The sequence below is a fragment of the Sorangium sp. So ce185 genome, assembly GCF_051526825.1.
In the GTDB taxonomy this organism is placed as follows: Bacteria; Myxococcota_A; Polyangia; order Polyangiales; family Polyangiaceae; genus Sorangium; species Sorangium cellulosum_D.
Window position 1 is genome coordinate 11345765 of sequence record NZ_CP150316.1, and the last position, 14007, is coordinate 11359771.

The 14007-nt window shown below is 72.6% G+C and carries 16 protein-coding genes; 10 read left to right on the plus strand and 6 right to left on the minus strand.

Annotated elements, in window-relative coordinates:
* Positions 1–77: 77 nt before the first annotated feature.
* From WMF26_RS41780 to WMF26_RS41790, 3 genes are all read right to left on the minus strand, one after another.
* Positions 78–758, minus strand: a complete 681-nt coding sequence (locus WMF26_RS41780) for a hypothetical protein (RefSeq protein WP_437997281.1) — start codon at positions 756–758, stop codon at positions 78–80.
* The gene (locus WMF26_RS41785; protein ID WP_437997282.1) at positions 755–2149 is read right to left on the minus strand and encodes an AAA family ATPase; all 1395 of its coding nucleotides are present in this window, start codon (positions 2147–2149) and stop codon (positions 755–757) included. The genes WMF26_RS41780 and WMF26_RS41785 overlap by 4 nt, the downstream gene beginning before the upstream one ends.
* 503 nt (positions 2150–2652) lie before the next feature.
* Positions 2653–3306: a CPBP family intramembrane glutamic endopeptidase gene (locus WMF26_RS41790; RefSeq protein ID WP_437997283.1), complete on the minus strand. Its 654-nt coding sequence runs from the start codon at positions 3304–3306 to the stop codon at positions 2653–2655.
* 93 nt (positions 3307–3399) lie between these two features.
* Between WMF26_RS41790 and purQ the strand changes: the two genes are divergently transcribed.
* The 4 genes from purQ (at position 3400) to WMF26_RS41810 (ending at position 6690) form a co-directional block, all read left to right on the plus strand.
* Complete coding sequence (gene purQ / locus WMF26_RS41795) at positions 3400–4125, plus strand: phosphoribosylformylglycinamidine synthase subunit PurQ (RefSeq protein ID WP_061625438.1); 726 nt, start codon at positions 3400–3402, stop codon at positions 4123–4125.
* Positions 4122–4919: a zinc ribbon domain-containing protein gene (locus tag WMF26_RS41800; RefSeq protein WP_020740366.1), complete on the plus strand. Its 798-nt coding sequence runs from the start codon at positions 4122–4124 to the stop codon at positions 4917–4919. Before purQ ends, WMF26_RS41800 begins: the two co-directional genes overlap by 4 nt.
* Positions 4897–6234 carry a DNA methyltransferase gene (locus WMF26_RS41805; RefSeq protein ID WP_437997284.1) on the plus strand — a complete coding sequence of 446 codons (1338 nt, stop codon included), beginning with the start codon at positions 4897–4899 and terminating at the stop codon, positions 6232–6234. Before WMF26_RS41800 ends, WMF26_RS41805 begins: the two co-directional genes overlap by 23 nt.
* Positions 6235–6348: 114 nt before the next feature.
* On the plus strand, positions 6349–6690 hold the full coding sequence (locus WMF26_RS41810) for a hypothetical protein (RefSeq protein ID WP_437997285.1): 342 nt from the start codon (positions 6349–6351) through the stop codon (positions 6688–6690).
* Between the two features lie 30 nt (positions 6691–6720).
* On the opposite strand, the gene WMF26_RS41815 is transcribed toward WMF26_RS41810, so the two are convergent.
* Positions 6721–8010, minus strand: a complete 1290-nt coding sequence (locus WMF26_RS41815) for an NAD(P)/FAD-dependent oxidoreductase (protein WP_437997286.1) — start codon at positions 8008–8010, stop codon at positions 6721–6723.
* A 126-nt stretch (positions 8011–8136) separates the two neighbouring features.
* Between WMF26_RS41815 and WMF26_RS41820 the strand changes: the two genes are divergently transcribed.
* From WMF26_RS41820 to WMF26_RS41840, 5 genes are all read left to right on the plus strand, one after another.
* Positions 8137–8463 (plus strand): 2Fe-2S iron-sulfur cluster-binding protein, encoded by a 327-nt coding sequence (locus tag WMF26_RS41820; RefSeq protein ID WP_437997287.1) that lies wholly within the window; start codon positions 8137–8139, stop codon positions 8461–8463.
* A 179-nt stretch (positions 8464–8642) separates the two neighbouring features.
* Positions 8643–10307, plus strand: a complete 1665-nt coding sequence (locus WMF26_RS41825) for an isocitrate lyase/phosphoenolpyruvate mutase family protein (protein WP_437997288.1) — start codon at positions 8643–8645, stop codon at positions 10305–10307.
* A 4-nt stretch (positions 10308–10311) separates the two neighbouring features.
* Positions 10312–10824, plus strand: coding sequence for a thiamine pyrophosphate-binding protein (locus tag WMF26_RS41830; RefSeq protein WP_061629118.1), 513 nt, complete (start codon positions 10312–10314; stop codon positions 10822–10824).
* Entirely contained in the window at positions 10821–11384 is a 564-nt protein-coding gene (locus tag WMF26_RS41835; RefSeq protein ID WP_437333699.1) for a thiamine pyrophosphate-dependent enzyme, read from the plus strand. The genes WMF26_RS41830 and WMF26_RS41835 overlap by 4 nt, the downstream gene beginning before the upstream one ends.
* Positions 11381–12088 carry an NTP transferase domain-containing protein gene (locus WMF26_RS41840; protein ID WP_061629116.1) on the plus strand — a complete coding sequence of 236 codons (708 nt, stop codon included), beginning with the start codon at positions 11381–11383 and terminating at the stop codon, positions 12086–12088. Before WMF26_RS41835 ends, WMF26_RS41840 begins: the two co-directional genes overlap by 4 nt.
* A 63-nt stretch (positions 12089–12151) precedes the next feature.
* Here WMF26_RS41840 and WMF26_RS41845 read toward each other — a convergent pair whose 3' ends face one another.
* Positions 12152–13024: a CDP-alcohol phosphatidyltransferase family protein gene (locus tag WMF26_RS41845; RefSeq protein WP_437997289.1), complete on the minus strand. Its 873-nt coding sequence runs from the start codon at positions 13022–13024 to the stop codon at positions 12152–12154.
* 202 nt (positions 13025–13226) lie between these two features.
* On the opposite strand from WMF26_RS41845, the gene WMF26_RS41850 reads away from it, so the two are divergent.
* Positions 13227–13595, plus strand: a complete 369-nt coding sequence (locus tag WMF26_RS41850; protein WP_437333701.1) for a PDZ domain-containing protein — start codon at positions 13227–13229, stop codon at positions 13593–13595.
* Between the two features lie 15 nt (positions 13596–13610).
* On the opposite strand, the gene WMF26_RS41855 is transcribed toward WMF26_RS41850, so the two are convergent.
* Positions 13611–14006 carry a YbjN domain-containing protein gene (locus WMF26_RS41855; RefSeq protein WP_437333702.1) on the minus strand — a complete coding sequence of 132 codons (396 nt, stop codon included), beginning with the start codon at positions 14004–14006 and terminating at the stop codon, positions 13611–13613.
* Position 14007 lies beyond the last annotated feature (1 nt).

Here is a 14007-nt window from a genome sequence, read left to right on the forward strand (position 1 = left end):
ATCGCCCGCTCGCTCGATGAGCGTTACCACGCGAGCAGACGGGCGGTGGCCAAGAGCGTCGCCGATAACCCGATGCGTTATCCTGCGACGACGGGCTCGAAGAGCCAGGTCGTATCGCCCTCGGCCGGCGACGAGCGCGGTCGGCACGCAACATGGCCAGCCGCGGTCGTTCCGACCTCGTTTGCTCGGATCCGCCTGTGCTCGACGTCACGGCCGAGCGCCTTCATCCAGATGCTCCCGCGCTCCCAGGAGCGCCGCGCTTCCGCCCGGCGACGGACGTTCGCGTCGCTCGCGAGGATGCCGGATGGACCGAGGGGGATCTTCATGCTGGCAGGGTTCGTGGAGCTCTCGCGCGCGAGCTTGTCGTTGCAGAACGCCGTGTACGCGACCACGCCGTCGATCCGGATGCCGACGACGCCCGCGATGGCCAGGAGCCGCACGGCAGCCCACTCGAGCTGCTTTTGAACGTGCTCCCACGTGTTCGTCCCGACGGACCGCTTGAGCTCGACGATGTGCGCTTCGAACGCGTCGTCTCCCCGGGCCAGCAGCAGCGCGAAATCCGCGCATGTCGTCTCGCGCAGGAATTGCACGTCATCCGGTATCAGACGGAGCTCGACACATGAAGCGGCGCCGGCGAGAGAGCAGCTCACGCGAACGCCTTCGTCCTCGAGCTCGGCGATCTCCGTCGCGCGGAGCAGCTTCCAGCGACCGGCCCGGATCACCGCGAGGCGCTCCTCGATGGTCCCGGGCAGCCTCATCCCTCGACGTCGGGTTGCTCGAGGTCCATGGCCTCGTCGGTCAGCGCCGCGAGCTCGCGGTTGAACGTCGGGATGACCAGACCCGACGCCGTCTTCTTCATCTCGGTGACCGTGGTGCGCCCGCCGGGCGCGTCTGCCTCGAACTGGTAGCCCGCCACGTCGTCCACCTCGAGATAGTCGATCTCCTCGTAGCCGTGCTTGCGCTGCATCTCGGCCCGCCGGGGGTGCGCGCCGAGCTTCATGAAGTTGTTGATCTGCTGGCAGAAGTTCTCGCTGTGCGTCGTGATCCAGACGAAGAGCCCCTTCCGGACGAGGCGCACGATGACCTGCGCCAGCCGGCGCTGGAGCCTCGGATGAAGGTGCGCCTCGGGCTCCTCGATGATGAGCACGCGGTAGCCGCTGACGTGACGGAGCGTGACGACCACCGGGGCGAGCTCGGTGACGAGCGACGACGAGAGCTCCATCGGCAGCGCCGGCTCGCCCTCGGCGTACTCGTAGATCACTTCGTTGAGCCCGACCCCGGATCGAAGCGCGAGCCGGCCTCCCATCGCTCGCTCGAGGAAGGCCGCTTCCTCGGAGTAGGCGCCCTCCTCGGGGCGAAGACCGACGAGCAGGTCGACGAAGTCGATGGCCGGCCGGGTCAGGTCGGGCGCGGGCGCGCGAGCGGCGCCGGTCTTGATGAGGGCGTCGCCGACGAGCTGCCGCGCGAGGCTTCGGTAGAGGAGCATGAAGCCCGTCCGTGACGCAGGGAGAAACACGGGGCCGGGATGGAAGGTCGGGCCCATGAGACGGAGGAAGACGGTGTCGCTCGCGAAGGGGTCGCTGGCACCTCCGAGCACGTCAGCGACGTGCTCCTTCGCCAGAAAGGCGATGACGGAGGCTCGTCGTTCCGCGTCCTCGGTCCCCGTGGCGTGCCAGATCATGCCGTCGCGCTCACGAGCTGACAGCGAGACGAAAGGCTCCCCTTGCTCGTGACCGGCTTCCCAGCGGAACGAGATCTCCCTGGGAAGGGTGACGTCCCGCAGCTCGATCCTGCCGAGCTCGAAGCCTGACCGGTTGAACGTTCGCCTGGCGAGCTCGGCGCCGTGCTCTCGCAGCGTGTCGTTGACGATTTGCACGAAATCGGCGTGAACCTCGGGTGTGAGATCGAACGTCGGCTCGCGCTCGCGGCGCGCGAAGCGCTCCTCGATCCACGCAACGCAGCGCTGGTAGGCAGCGCCGCGCGCCACGGGCAGCTCCCTCGTCAGCGACAGCAACCCCCAGAGCAGCGAGGCGAGGTAGGTCTTGCCGGTGTTGTTCCCGCCCACGAAGAGGAGCAACGGCCGGGCTTCAATCTCCGCACGGGCGATGCGGCCGAGATCCTCGACGAGGAGCTTCCAGGGGGGCTGCATGCGGAGGCGGCTCTTGTGCCACGTCCGGATCGCCAGGACCACATCCCGACGTGTAGACCAGCCGCCATCGCACCGCCGGGGGTCGACCCCCGTTCGACCCTGCCCTTCGGCCACCCTGAACGGGGTTCGACCCCCCTCGCCCCTCCCCCTCGGCTACCTCGGACGGGGTTCGCCCCCCTCGCCCCTTCCCCTCGGCTACCCTCGGACGGGGTTCGCCCCCCTCGCCCCTCCCCCTCGGCTACCCTCGGACGGGGTTCGACCCCCCTCGCCCCTCCCCCTCGGCTACCTCGGACGGGGTTCGCCCCCCCTCGCCCCTTCCCCTCGGCCACCTCGGCCGGGGGTCGAACCCCCTTCGCCCCTCCCCTTCGGCCACCTCGGCCGGGGGTCGATCGCGAGCCGATCGGTCTGGCTTCGCCAAGGCGGCGAGCCCCCTCCCGGGGGCCGGGCAGCTCGGCAACGCCTCTCCTCAAGGAGGCCTTCGTCCGGCCGGCCGGACGAGCCCGTCAGAGCGTCGCCTGCTGCTCCGCCTCGCCGGGATCGTGGTCCCGCAGGTAGCTCAGGTTCACGGCGTTCACGACGGCGTGCGCCACGAACGGCCCGACGAGCGAGCCGGTCGCGGCGAAGATGGCGCCGAGCCCCGCGCCGACGCCCGCGGCCCAACCGACCCACACCCAGCGGCTCGGGCCCCGCATCTGGTGCATCAGGCCGAAGAGGAGCGCGCTCAGCGCCACGCCGAGCAGCGGCGTCAGGAGCCCGCGGAAGAGCAGCTCCTCCCCGAGGCTCGAGAGGCCCGCGAGGAGCAGGACCTGGCCGAGCGAGAGGTCGAGCGCGACCGGGCGGAGCTCGCTGTGCAGGCGCCGCGCCCAGCCGAACCGGGCCACGGCGACGCGCGTCATCACGACGACCCCGGCCGCGAGCGTGAGGCCGAGCGCGGCGCTCATCAGCAAGGCGGCCAGCGGGGGCAGCGAGAGCCAGGGGCTCGGGTGGATCCACGGCCATCCATCCCGCACCACCAGGGCCAGCGCGATCGCCAGCGCCGAGAGGACGAGGTAGCCGGACGCGGCCCGCAGCGTCGCGTCGGCCCGGCCGGTCCGCGCCCACCGCGAAGCCCGTAGCGTCGCGTCGGTCCGGCCGGTCCGCGCCCATCGCGAAGCCATGCCCCATCATGGCACGCCCCCAGAAGCCGGTGAAGCGGCGCGCAGCTTCAGGACCCCTGGCCGAGCGCCGGCAACCGGACTACGTGGACGGCCATGCACGCGACCGTGGTCATCTTCCCGGGCTCCAACGCCGATGCCGAAATGATCCATACGCTCCGCGACGTGCTCCAGGTCCGCACGTCGACCGCCTGGCACCGCGACGCCGAGCTCCCCGCTGGCACCGACCTCGTCGCGATCCCCGGCGGGTTCTCCTACGGGGACTACCTGCGCTGCGGCGCCATCGCGCGCACGAGCCAGATCGTCCCCGCCATCCGGCGGCACGCGGAGCGCGGCGGCCTGGTGCTCGGCGTCTGCAACGGGTTCCAGATCCTCACCGAGGCGGGGCTGCTCCCGGGAGCCCTCACCCGCAACGCGCACCTCCGCTTCGAGTGCCGCGACGTCTTCGTGACGCCGCGCGCCGAGGGGCCGTTCACGAGCGGCCTGCCTCGGGTGCTCCGCCTGCCGATCGCCCACGCCGAGGGGCGCTACCAGGCCGATCCGGAGACGCTCCGCAAGCTCGTCGAGGATCGCGCCATCGCGCTCCAGTACTGCGACCGGGAGGGGCTGGTCGGAGGAGACGCGAACCCCAACGGATCCGCCATGGACATCGCCGGCATCTACGGCGGCCCCCGGCGCAACGTGCTCGGGCTGATGCCCCACCCCGAGCGGATGAGCCAGCCCTTCCAGGGGCAAGGCTGCGCGGACGGGCGCGCCCTGTTCGACGCCGTGCTCCGCAGCGTGAACGGCGCCCGCGCCGCGTCCGCCGCGAGCGCGCCGTGACGCAGGCGCCGTCCGGCGACGCCCGCTGCCGCGTGTGCGCCGCGGCGCTCGCGCCGGGGAGCGCGCGCTGCCCGCGGTGCGGCGCGGACCAGCGCGCCGAGGCGTGCCCGCACTGCGGCGGGGTGGCCGGCGTCTCCGCGCACCCCGAGCTGCGCTTCCGGTGCGACGTCTGCGGCGGCCCGCGCGTCCCGGTCGACGGCGACCGCGCGAAGCGATCCGGCCGCGAGGTGCCGCTGCTCCAGAAGGCGCGCGCCGCGGCCTCGGCGCGCTCGGTCTGGCGCGCGGCGGGCATCGCGGCGAGCGCGCTCTTCGGCTTCGAGGTGTTCCTGTTCGCCGTGATGCTGCTCGTCCTCAGCGCGAGCGTCGGGCTCTTCGCCGCGGGCCTCCTGACGATGGCGCCCGTCGCCGCCTTCGCCCTGTGGGCGTTCCGGCGGGCCAAGTCGCGGGGCCGGGACATCGCGCCCGCGCTCGACGCCGCCTGGGTCTCCGTCGCGTCCGACGTCGCCCGGCAGGCCGAGCGCCCGCTCACCGCCGGCGCGCTCGCCTCGACCCTCCGCATCGGCGAGGCCCAGGCCGAGGAGCTGCTCGCGCTGCTCGAGGTGAACGACGTCGTGCGCGGCGCGGTGAGCCCCGCGGGCGAGTTCGGCTACGCGCCGAGGCTGCGCGTCGGCGCGGCGCCCGCGGGCGAGCCCGAGGCCGAGCGCGCGGCGCACGCCCTCGCCGCCGAGGAGGAAGCGCTCGCCGACGTGCCCCTCACGCAACGGACCGCCCATGTCGAGCCCACGAAGCGCTGATCCGAAGACGAAGCCGGGCGCCCCGCGGCAGAAGCCCCGCGCGCCCACGGAGGCCCGCGCGCCCCAGGAACCCCGCGCGCCCCGCCCTGCGCCGCAGGCGCGCCGCGCGCTGACCAACGTCGGCGGCGAGACGCGGCTCGAGGGCGATCCGGCCGACGCGGCGATGCTCGCCCACGCGCTCGACGTGGCCAGCGCGAGCGACGCGGAGGAGGCGGCCCGCGCCCACGTGCACGGGTTCCACAGCTACCCGGCCCGGATGCACCCGGACACGGCCCGCCGGCTCGTCGAGGCGCTCTCGAGGCGGGGCGATCGGGTGCTCGACCCGTTCTGCGGCAGCGGCACCGTCCTCGTCGAGGCCCGGCTCGCGGGCCGCGCGGCGATCGGCGTCGACGCGAACCCCCTCGCCGTGCGCCTCGCCCGCCTGAAGGTGCAGGGCAGCACCCCGGGCGAGCGCGAGCGGCTCGTCGCCGCCGCACGCGAGGTCGCGGCCGCCGCCGACGAGCGCCGCAAGGCGCGCGCCGGCCCGAGCCGCAGGTACGGCCCCGAGGACGTCGCCCTGTTCGAGCCGCACGTGCTGCTCGAGCTCGACGGGCTGCGCGTCGGCCTCGACCGCCTCGCGGGCCACGGCGCCGACGCCCTGCGCGCGGATCTCGAGCTCGTGCTCTCGGCCATCCTCACGAAGCTCAGCCGCCGCACGTCCGACACGTCGGAGCACGAGATGCCGCGGCGGATCGCCGCCGGCTATCCGGCGCGGCTCTTCGTCCGCAAGGCGGAGGAGCTCGCCCGGCGCCTCGCCGACGTCGCCGCGCCGCTGGCCGCGAGCCCGCCCGCGCTCGTCGAGGAGGGCGACGCGCGCGCGCTGCGCGGCGTCGCGCCCGACTCGATCCACCTCGCGGTCACGTCGCCGCCGTACCCGGGCGTCTACGACTACCTCGCCCACCACGAGGCCAGGCTGCGCTGGCTCCGGCTCCGGAGCGCGAGCTTCGAGCAGGACGAGATCGGCGCCCGCCGACACCTCGATCCGCTCGGCCCCGAGGCCGGCCGCGCGCGCTGGCGCGAGGAGCTCGGCGGCGTGCTCGTCGCGCTCGCGCGCGTGCTGCGGAGCGGCGCGCCGCTCGTGCTGCTGATCGCCGACAGCGTCGTGGCCGGCGCGCCGGTCTACGCGGTCGACGTGGTGAAGGCCGCGGCCTCCGGCGCGCGCTTCGCGGTCCGCGCGGTCGCGTCGCAGCCGCGCCCGCACTTCCACCGCCCCACGGCGCGCGCCTTCCAGCGCCGCCCGCGCCACGAGCACGCCATCCTGTTGATCCGCGCCTGATCGGCCGAAAATTGCCCCGCGGCGCGCGCCCGTGGCAGGGTGCGCCGCGATCGAGCGGGGCGCGACGCGGCCGGCACCGGACGCCGGCGACGCCCCGGGCGCGCGACGATGACGATGACGAGAGCACTCCTCGGACTCCTCCTGTGCGGCACCTCCGTCCTCGGCTGCGGCAAGGCCGGCGGCGAGCCGGGGAGGGCCGAGATCGAGAGCACGGGGGTCGACGCGTGCGACGGCTACCTGGCCGCGATGCTCGCCTGCGCCGGCAAGCTGCCCGCGGAGACGAGGAAGGGCCACGAGGCCGCGATCCGGATCGCGCGCGACGCGCTCGAGGCGAAGGCGGAGGCCGACGACGACGCGCTCGAGGGCGACGCGAGGGACGAGGCGCGCAGCGCGCTGGCGGCCGCGTGCCAGCAGATGAGCGAGGCGGTCGCCGAGCGCGCCCCCTGCGGCGGGTGATCGCGCGCGCGGGGGCCAGCGCTCCGCGCGTCACGTGAAGGTCGGCACCTCCGCCGGATAGTACTGCCGGAGGAACGACGCCCACTGCGGGCGCTTCTCGGCGTGGAACACGTCGCCCGCGAGCATGCTGGTGATGAGCTTGCGCATCGTGGGCCGCTGGTTCGGCTCGAACAGCGTCTCCCGGAAGTGGCCCTTGTAGAAGCCCTGCACGACGCCGAGGAACAGATCGACGGCGTAGCGGACCTCCGCCTCGTAGCCCGCGAACGCGGCGCGCGAGGTGTCCCCGGCCTCGAGCGCGCGGTGGATCGCCGTGGCCGCCAGATCGGCGCCCTTGATGGCGAGGTGCGCGCCCGTCGAGAAGAGCGGGTCGAGGAACCCGCCGGCGTCGCCCACGAAGAGCCAGCCGTCGCCGGCGAGCTGGTCGATCCGGTACGAGAAGTCGGCGAGCGCCCCCACCGGCCTCACGCGCCGCGCGCCCGCGAGGAGCTCCCGCGCCCAGCTGCTCTCGGCGACGGTGCGCTCGAAGAAGTCGTCGAGGCTCTCCCCTCTCCTCCGGCTCCGGATCCAGCTCGACGACACGACCGCGCCGACGCTCGTCACCTCGCCGCGGAACGGGATGAACCAGAACCACCCGTGGTCGAAGATGACCAGCTGGATGTTGCCCTGGTGGATCCCGTCCTCGCGGACCACGCCCTCGTAGTGGGCGAAGAGCGCGGTCTTGTCGAGCTCGGCCAGCTGCGCCTTGCGCCGCAACCTCGAGGCGAGCAGCGTGTCCCGCCCCGTCGCGTCCACGATGATCGGCGCCCGGAGCTCCACGACGTCGCTCGCGCCGGCGCGCGCGGCCGACCCGGCGTCCGGCGCGGCGCCCTCGGACCTCGCGCGCGGCCGCGCGCGCACCCCGACCGCGCGCGACCCGTCGAACAGCACCTCGACGGCCTCCCACGACTCGCGCACCTCCGCCCCGAGCTCCGCCGCGTGCCGCAGCAGCAGCTGGTCGAACACGTCGCGCTCCACCTGGTAGGCGAACTCGAACTTCGGATCGAACGCGTCGGCGAAGCTGTACGTCCGCGTCCGCCTCGTCGACGAGCACAAGAAGCGGGCGCCGTACTTGCGGAGGAAGCGCGCGTCGAGCTTCTCGTCCAGCCCGAGCCGCTCGAAGACCTCGCGCGAGCGCGGCAGCAGCGACTCGCCGATGTGAAAGCGAGGGAACGTCTCCCGCTCGAGCACGAGGGAACGGCGGCCGAGCTTGGCCAGCGACGCGGCGAGCGTCGACCCACCCGGCCCGCCGCCGAGGATGATTGCGTCCCAGCGATCGGTCATGCCTCCGTCGTATAATGCGAGGAGACGCCCGCGAAAATGCGGTCGCGGCGCGCGAGGCCAGCGCCGCGCCGACGCGCCGCTCGCCATCGGCGCGGGGCCCCAGCCAGGGCGCAGGAGGAAGCGGAGATGCCCACGGTCGTGTTCGAGGCCAGCGAGCTCGGCCCTCCCGTCTCCGTCGAGGCCGAGCCCGGCAGGCTGATCGACGTCTGCGACGACGCGCGCGCGCCGGTCGTGTTCTCGTGCCGCGACGCGCGCTGCGCCACCTGCCGCGTCGAGGTCGTCGAGGGGGAGCAACACCTCGAGCCGCCGGCGCGCGGCGAGCTCGAGCTGCTCGAGCGGCTCGGCGCCCCGCCGCGCCTGCGCCTCGCCTGCCAGGCGGTGCTCCGCGCCAGCCCTGGGCTGGTCCGGCTCCGCGGCGTGCCCGGCATTGGCGGGACCGGCGAACGGTGTTAAGGCAGCCCCGTTCTGAGGCCCGGCTCCGATGGAGGGCGAGACCCGGCGCCCCACGGCGCCGCCCGCGCGCGGCGACGGCGGGCGCCGCTCGCTCGGGCCGCGCTCCGCTGCGCAGCGGGCGCGGTCGCTCGCCGGGCGGACCGTGACGAGGCCGCGCGGAGGAGAGGAGTGGAGGAGACGTGACCAAAGCCAGGAAGCTGCGCGAGCTCATGGCCCGCCCGGGCCCGATCGTCATCATCGGCGCGCACAACGGGCTCTCCGCGAAGATCGGCGAAGAGGCAGGGTTCGACGGGCTCTGGGCCTCCGGCTTCGAGATCTCGGCGAGCTACGCGGTGCCGGACGCGAACATCCTCACGATGGCGGAGAACCTCCACGCCGCCAAGATGATGAACAACACCTCGCTCCCCGTCATCGCGGACTGTGACAACGGCTACGGCAACGCCGTCAACGTCATCCGCTGCGTCGAGGAGTACGAGGCCGCCGGCGTCGCGGCCATCTGCATGGAAGACAACATCTTCCCGAAGCGCTGCAGCTTCTACGCGGGCGTGAAGCGCGAGCTCGCCGAGGTCGAGGAGCACGCGCTCAAGGTCCGCGCGGCGAAATCGGCGCAGAAGGACCGCGACTTCGTGGTCATCGCGCGGACCGAGGCGCTCATCGCCGGCTGGGGGATGGATGAGGCGCTCCGCCGCGGCCGCGCCTACGCGGACGCGGGCGCCGACATGGTCCTCATCCACTCGAAGAGCAAGGACCCGGACGAGGTGCTCTCCTTCGCCCGCGCGTGGGATCGCCCGGGCACGCCGCTCGTCTGCGTGCCGACGATCTACCGCACGACCAACGTCGACACCCTGCACAAGGCCGGCTTCAAGCTGATCATCTTCGCGAACCACGCGATCCGCTCGTCCATCAAGGCGATGACGGAGACGCTCCAGACGCTCAAGCGCGAGATGTACACCGGCAGCGTCGACGACAAGGTGGTGCCGCTCGAGCGCGTCTATCAGCTCGTGGGCGTCGACAAGATGAAGCAGGAGGAGTCGAGCTTCCTGCCCTCCGGCAGCCCGGGCGTCACCGCGGTCATCCTCGCCGCCGGCCAGAGCCAGGGCCTCCTGCCCCTCACGGAGGAGCTGCCGAAGCCGATGCTCGACCTGAAGGGCAAGAGCATCCTCGAGCGGCAGATCGACGTGCTCAACGCGTGCGGCGTGAAGGATGTCGCCGTCGTGCGCGGGTACAAGAAGGAGGCGATCAAGCTCCCGAACGCCCGCTATTACGACAACGACGAGTACGCGACGACGAACGAGGTCGCCTCGCTCTTCCGCGCCTCCAAGGAGCTGAACGGGCCGTTCGTCTTCCTCTACGGCGACATCGTGTTCGAGCGCGGCCACCTCGAGAAGCTGCTCAAGAGCCCGGCCGACATCTCGATCGTCGTCGACCGCGCCTACGCCGAGGGCCAGCGGCCCAAGGACGCGCGCGGCGTGCCGGATCTCGTGGTCCTGAAGGACGCGCAGGAGGCCGGCTACCGCTTCGTGGGCGCCGACGCGCCGCACCGGGTGGCCCGCGTCGGCCGCGCGATCCCGGCGGGCGAGGCGCACGGCGAGTTCGTCGGCATGGCCATGTTCACCGCGAAGGGCGCGCGCCTGCTCACCGACTGCTATCACCAGCTGCAGGAGACCCGCGCGAAGGGCAGCTTCCACGAGGCCGAGTCGCTCCGCAGCGCGACCTTCACCGACCTGCTCCAGGAGCTCATCGACCGCGGCGCGGACGTGCAGGCGATCGACGTCTACAAGGGGTGGCTCGAGATCGACACGTTCGAGGACTACCGCCGCGCCTGGGCCCTCATCAAGGAGTGAGCCGATGTCCCACGGTTCAGGAAAATCGTACGCGCCCGAGTTCGTCGCCGCGCTCAAGGACGCGGGGTTCGACTTCTTCGCGGGCGTGCCCTGCTCGCTCTTGAAGGGCCTCGTCTCGCAGCTCGAGGCCGACAGGGACGCCCGCTACATCTCGGCGACCCGCGAGGACAGCGCGATCGGGATGGCGGTCGGCGCCTGGCTCGGCGGCCGGCTGCCGATGGTCCTGATGCAGAACTCCGGGCTCGGCGTCTCCGTCAACGCGCTGGCCTCGCTCAGCACGATGTACGAGGTGCCCACGCTGCTCGTCATCTCCTGGCGCGGCGAGGGCGGCAACGACGCCCCGGAGCACATCATGATGGGCGAGATCATGCTCCCCATCCTCGATCTGATGAAGATCCAGCACCGCGTCCTCCGCGGCGGCGAGCCGATGGGCCCGCAGGTCGGGTGGGCGAAGGACGTCATGCTCTCCACGAGGCAGCCGGCGGCGCTCATCGTCCCGGCGGGGGTGCTCGAATGAACAAGCTCGAAGCGCTCAAGGTGTTCACGGCGGCGGTCGGCAAGGACGACCTCGTGGTCTGCTGCAACGGCATGATCGGCCGCGAGCTCTACACGACGCAGGACCGGCCCTCGAATTTCTACATGATCGGCTCGATGGGGCTCGGCCTGTCGATCGGCCTCGGCCTCGCGCTCGCGCAGCCGCGCAAGCGGATCTTCGTGCTCGACGGCGACGGCAACGTCCTCATGGGCATGAACGCCCTCGCCAGCGTCGGGAGCGAGCGGCCCGCGAACCTCCTGCACGTCGTCCTCGACAACCGCTCCCACGCCTCGACCGGCGGGCAGCGGACGATCTCGGGCGACGTGAAGCTCGAGTCGGTCGCCAGCGCCGTCGGCTACCGCGCCACGCACCGCGCCGACTCGGTCGATTCGTTCGACGCGTCGCTGCGCGCCGCGCGCGTGCAGCCGGGCCCGGTCATGGTCCTCGCCCTCGTCGAGGGCGGCACCGTGAAGGGCATCGGCCGCGTCGCCGAGACCCCGCCGGAGCTCGCCGCCCGCTTCGCGGCCGAGGCGCGCCGATGAGGGCCATCCTGCTCGCCGCGGGGCGCGGCCGGCGCATCGGCCGGGACGCGCCCAAGTGCCTCATCTCGATCGAGGGCAAGACGCTGCTCGAGCGCCACCTCGTGAACCTCGCCGAGAGCGGCGTCGCCGAGCTGACGATCGTCGTCGGCTTCCGGCGCGAGATGATCGAGGAGGCCCTCGCGTCGCTCCGCGCCCCGCTCACGATCGAGCTCGTCGAGAACCCGCGGTTCGTCCACGGGAGCATCGTCTCGCTCCACGTCGCGGCCGATCGGCTGTCGGGCGGCGGGCTGTGGATGGACGCCGACGTGCTGTACCCCGCCGCGCTGCTGCGGCGCCTCGTGTCCTCGCCGCACGAGAACTGCCTGCTCGTCGACGCGGGCTCGGAGGAGAGCGGCGAGGAGATGATGGTCGGCGTCCGCGCCGGCCGCGTGCTGAAGATCGCGCGCCGCGTCGGCAAGGAGTGGGACCTGGCGGGCGAGACCGTCGGCTTCGCCAAGGTCGGCCCGCAGGGCGGCCGCGTGATGCAGCGCCTCCTCGAGGAGGAGGTCTCCGCCGGCCGCCTCGATCAGGAGTACGAGGCCGCGATGGACCGCGCCTTCCAGGAGGTGCCGTTCGGCATCGAGCGCGTCGACGACCTGCCCTGGACCGAGATCGACTTCGAGGAGGACGTGGAGAAGGCCCGCCGGCTGGCGAGCGCGCTCTGACGCGCGCCCTCTGACGAGACGAGACGCGCGGGCCCGAGCGCGGCGGCGCCGCGGCGGCCGAGCTCAGGCCACGGCCAGCTTCCCGCGGCGGGACGCGCCGCGGAGGAACCAGCCGTTCAGCACGATGACCGCGACGATCCAGACGACCCCGCCGGTCGCGAAGAAGACCTGACCCAGCCAGAGCTGGTCCGCGAGGAGCGTCAGCACCACCAGCGACAGGAACGCGTCCCCGCTCGATATCGCCCAGAGCGCGCCGATGAGGCGCGTGAGCGGCGATGTCTCCTCCCGGATCAGCTGTTTTACCTGATCCGCGCCGGTGGAGGACCGGCTCCGCTCCGGGTCGAACCACTCGTGTTCGAACGCGAGGTGCCCCATCCGCCCGATGAAGACATCGGCGTGGGCAAAGAACGAGGACGACGGGCCGAGCGCCTGGATCTTGCTGCGCAGCACGTCCACCGTCTCATCGGTGCCCCGCTCGAAGATCGAGCAGTACTTGAGCTTGAAGTAGTCCGAGGAAAAGGAGCGCAGCGCCCCCTGGAGCAGCGCGAGCAGCAGGATGCCGTTCGTGGACAGGACGGCGCTCCACGGGCCCTCGGGCGGCGGGTGAAGGTGGAAGTGCCAGAAGATGCCCGCGTACAGGAATGTCACACCGAGCCAGTCCGCCAGGGCGTCAATGGCGTGCCCTGCGGGGCTCGCCATCCGCTTGGCCCGCGCCAGCGCGCCGTCCACGCAGTCCAGGATGGAGCGGAGCTCGAAGGCGAGCGCGCCGGCGGCGAGGTGCCGCGGATCATCGAACGTCACCAGGTACCCGGCGAGCGCCGCGAAGAGCGGCTGGACCAGCGTCACCTGGTTCGGGGTGACGGGCGTGCTCATCAGCGCTCGCACGATCCAGCGCGCGATCGGGTACCGGTAGTAGCGATTGAGCGGGTCCTCCATGCGCATTTTCCAGCCGCCGGGCACACCGCCGGACGGAGCGGCAGGCGTAGAGCTCTCGGTAGCAGCGCACGGTTCGGGCATCGGCGACTCCGGCGCGGACTCTAGGGCAGCTTCCCCCCGGAGACCAACTGGATTGAGCGCTCCGCGGACGTCGCCCGACGATGAGGCGCACGGGGCGCCGCTCGGGCGCTATGGTGTCCCCGTGGCAAGCAGGTCCTTCGGCGCGGCGCTCCTGCTCATGGCCGCCGGCTGCGCGGCGGGCGTGGGGTCCATCGGGGCCGTCCTCGGGAGAGACAACGAGTCGCAGGCGCTCTACGTGCGCGACGTACCGCGCGGGCTCGCCGCCGAGCGAGCCGGGCTGATCCCCGGCGACGAGATCCTCATGATCGATGGCGTCTACGTGCGGGATCTCTCCTCGGCCGAGGTGCGCGAGCGGCTCCGCGGCGCCGTCGGGAGCGCCGTCGAGCTCACGGTCGTCCGCGGCGGCGACGTGCGGCGCGTCCGCGTCGTGCGCAGCGAGCTCAGGGCGCACGAGGGGATCAAGCCGCGAGAGGAGCCGATCGTGCCGTGAGGCGCCGGGGGCTCCTCACGGCGTGGCGAGCTCCACCAGCTCGGCATAGTGCTTGTTCGCATAGAACGAGAGCACGTCGACCGCGTCGCGCACCTCGCTCGGATCCAGGTCCTCGAGGCGGTACTCGACACTCAGGATCACGTCGCCCTCCTCGTCGGCCGAGAGCTTGGCCATGTTGATCTCGCGGTTCAGCTGGAGGAGGCGCCGCACGATCGCGTCGCCCTCCTCGGGCTCCATCGGGAGCCGCACGAACGGGATCACCGCGAAGACGACGAAGGGGGGCGAGAGCCGCACGAACAGGGGGAAGAGCCGCTCGGCCCCCTGAAAGTCGCTGCGCATCGTGTCGCTGGACACGACCTCCACAGCCCAGCCTTCACCCTCGAGGCAGGCCCTGATCTCGTCGAACGTCATG